Source organism: Sphingomonas sanguinis (assembly GCF_001476905.1).
In the GTDB taxonomy this organism is placed as follows: domain Bacteria; phylum Pseudomonadota; class Alphaproteobacteria; order Sphingomonadales; family Sphingomonadaceae; genus Sphingomonas; species Sphingomonas sanguinis_B.
The window spans coordinates 1-1,818 of the sequence record NZ_LDTE01000166.1 but is presented as its reverse complement, the minus strand read 5'-3'; the positions used below and the strand labels follow the sequence as shown (position 1 = coordinate 1,818).

The window sequence follows — 1,818 nt, the reverse complement described above, 5'->3', positions numbered from 1 at the left end:
GCGGGCACGGGCGAATGGACGATAAAGGCGGGGTCGGCGAAGATCAGCCGCAGCTGCGCCAGTGTCGCGGGCCATTCATGGCTGCGATGCGGCATGGTCAGCAGGTTGGCCACCGTAAGATGGCAGCGCCCATCGCACGCATCGGGCGAGGGCGAGACGGTCGCGGCATTGGCGGCCCACATGGCCGACGCGGACAGGGCCTGTGCCTTCAGGACCGGCGAAGCGCTGTCACAGTCGGTCGCCAGTCGCCCCAGCCAGGCGTGGTCCGGTCGCGGATGCGGCAACAATATGCCCTGCACTAGCCCCAGGTCGAGGTTCGCGCGCATCTTGGCGATCCCCTGAAGCGCAGCGGCCTTGGGATGTGAGGTCTTGCCCGCGTTACGGGTGGCGGCGAGATTGCCATGGCTGAGCCCGGCATAATTATGGCTCGGCCCGATGATGCCGTCGAAATTGATCTCTCTCAACATGGCACTCACCGATCGATATGGAGGACGGTATCGCCGACCGTCAGGTCGAGCGTGCGGGCGGTTTCTTCGGACAGGATGATCCCGCCATCGCCGTCGCGAATGTCGGCAAGGGCGCAGCGGAAATCGGCCAGCCGCCCTGCCGCGACCAACGCCTCACGCCCGGGCTGTGCATCGATCGCGACGACCGTGCTTTCGCGCGAGTCGCGGATGGTGCGCACCTGATCGGTTCGCGCAGTCATGGTCGGGCCGCCATCGAAGATGTCGATATAATGCTCGAAGGCGAAGCCCTCATTCTCCAGCATTCGCATCGCCGCACGCCCCGAGGGGTGGGGCAGGCCGATGGCGGCGCGTGCGGTCTCGGTCAGCATCGCGGTGTAGATGGGATGCTTAGGCATCAGGTCAGCGATGAACTGATGACCGTGGATCGCATTGAACTCGTCGGCTTGCTGGAAATTCATGCCGAAGAAGCGCCCTGCCAAGCCGTCCCAGAAGGGCGATCCTCCGGCTTCGTCGATCACCCCGCGCAATTCGGCCAGCACACGGTCGGCGAAGCGCGGGCGATTGGCGCGCATGAACAGATAGCGGCTTCGCGCCAGCAGCAGGCCCAGCCCCCCGGCACGCTCACCGGGATGGAGGAACAGTCCGCCGACCTCGCTCGCGCCTTCCAGATCGGTGGCCAGCGACAACATCTCGGCGCGGAACGTCCGGTCCAGCTCTCGGCTATGCTGGGTCAGCGTGCCGATGCGATAGCTGTAAAAGGGATGCTTCTGCCCGACATGGGTGAAGATCTGGCACGTGCCGCGCACGTCCCCGGTCGCCTGGTCCTCCAGCATCAGGACGAACAGCTCGTCCCGGATGCTGCCGTCCGCCTTCCGGGCAAAGGCCTCATGGCTGCGGGCGAGCTTGGCGGTCAAGGCGCGGCGGTCCGGGGGCAGGTTGGTGAAGCCGCCACCGGTCAGCTTGGCCATTTCATACAGGTGACGGACGTCGCTATCGACGGCGGGGCGGATGCAAAAGCGGCTCATGCGGCACCGATGATGCGCAGGATGGTCAGCGCCGACAAGCCCGCGCGTTCTGCCAGGCTGTCGATCAGCATATACTCGTCGGGCGAATGGATCGCGCCGCCGCGTACCCCCATGGTGTCGACCACCGGTACCCCTGCCGCCGCGATATTGTTGCCGTCGCACACCCCGCCCGTGTCGCGCCAGCCGATGGTGAGGCCCAGGTCCCCGCCCGCCGCGCGAACGGTCTCGAACAACCGCGCCGCGCCGTCGTCGATGGGCTTGGGCGGACGATTGAAGCTGCCATGCACCTTGACGCTCACATCATGGTCGGCGGCGATCCGTTCGGC

The 1,818-nt window shown here is 66.3% G+C and carries 3 protein-coding genes; all 3 read right to left on the bottom strand.

Going from position 1 to position 1,818, the window contains the following annotated elements; translation table 11 throughout:
* On the bottom strand, positions 1 to 467 hold a 467-nt coding region (locus tag SB4_RS18130), incomplete at its 3' end, for an N-succinylarginine dihydrolase (protein ID WP_193753882.1).
* 5 nt (positions 468 to 472) lie between these two features.
* Positions 473 to 1,492, bottom strand: a complete 1,020-nt coding sequence (locus tag SB4_RS18125) for an arginine N-succinyltransferase (protein ID WP_058753683.1) — start codon at positions 1,490 to 1,492, stop codon at positions 473 to 475.
* Positions 1,489 to 1,818, bottom strand: a 330-nt coding sequence (locus SB4_RS18120) for a M20/M25/M40 family metallo-hydrolase (RefSeq protein ID WP_153006333.1), incomplete at its 5' end; no start/stop codon positions are given. The genes SB4_RS18125 and SB4_RS18120, both read right to left, overlap by 4 nt.